Here is a 1,037-nt window from a genome sequence, read left to right on the forward strand (position 1 = left end):
ACCCGTTGGCGGAATTAATTTAGCGCATACTTAACCCTGCCAATCGGTCTGTTGTTTACATAATTAATATATTGCAAGACTGTAAATGCGCTAATTTTCCCGATGATTCGGGTAAACAGTCCTGGTGTTTGCTTAGCATAGTTTCGGAAGAGCATGAAGTGATCACAAAGTTGAGAGAAATTTGTCTCGATTCTCTTCCTCGCCTTAGCATAAGGCTTAAATGTTGGCCGCCAATTCTTCATGTTCAAGCGATATGGAACTTCCAACTTGATGCCTACAGAAGAAAACAAGTCTTGCTGTAGTTCCGCACTGAGGTAAGCACGATCGCCAAGGATGCAACAGTCATAGAATTGAAACTTTACATCTTTAAGAAAATGAATGTCATGAACATTAGCTGGACTCAGGTCATACGAGTGGATAACTCCACTTAACCCACAGACAGCGTGGAGCTTATACCCAAAGTAGTATATCTTCTGAGTAGCGCAATAGCCAAATGCAGGAGAGTTTGTTACGTCTGTTCCTTTCATCTTGCAACGCAAGCCTCTGGACAAGCGACACACCTCTATTGGTTTGGAATCTATGCAGAAATATTCTTCTGCACCATCCATCTTTGACGCTATGCGCTTACGAATCTTCTCACATAGTTCCGCAGTGAACTTTCGCCTGTCATTGAACTGGCGTCGGGAAATCAGATTTGGCATATCTGCCTTATACTCCTTCAGCCTATCGAACAAGTTGTTTTCACTGTCGATGCTAAGATGCTCGGCTGTCAAGCTCAAAGCAACAACTTCGAGGTCTGAAAAACGTGGTACGACTCCAGGGCGAGGAATATTTCCTAGCTCATTAACTAAATTTTTGGAGAAATCCTTGCATATCTCAAGAATTTTTACGAAATTTGCATACAAGTTGTGCATAGCGTGAAATATATAACTTTATAATTGGACACTACAAAGTTACTAAAAATCAACGAGATGCACAACTTTTTCTCCATAAAAATATACTAATTTTCAGGCGGTTTTTTAATTCCGCCAACAGGT

Annotated in this window: 1 pseudogene; it reads right to left on the reverse strand. The window is 40.9% G+C overall.

Annotation, left to right across the window (positions count from 1 at the left end):
- Positions 1 to 14: 14 nt before the first annotated feature.
- Positions 15 to 991: pseudogene (locus tag DXA74_RS16015) on the reverse strand (IS982 family transposase).
- Positions 992 to 1,037 lie beyond the last annotated feature (46 nt).

Origin of the sequence: Bacteroides sp. OF04-15BH, from assembly GCF_003477995.1 — a bacterium.
Classification (GTDB): Bacteria; Bacteroidota; Bacteroidia; order Bacteroidales; family Bacteroidaceae; genus Paraprevotella.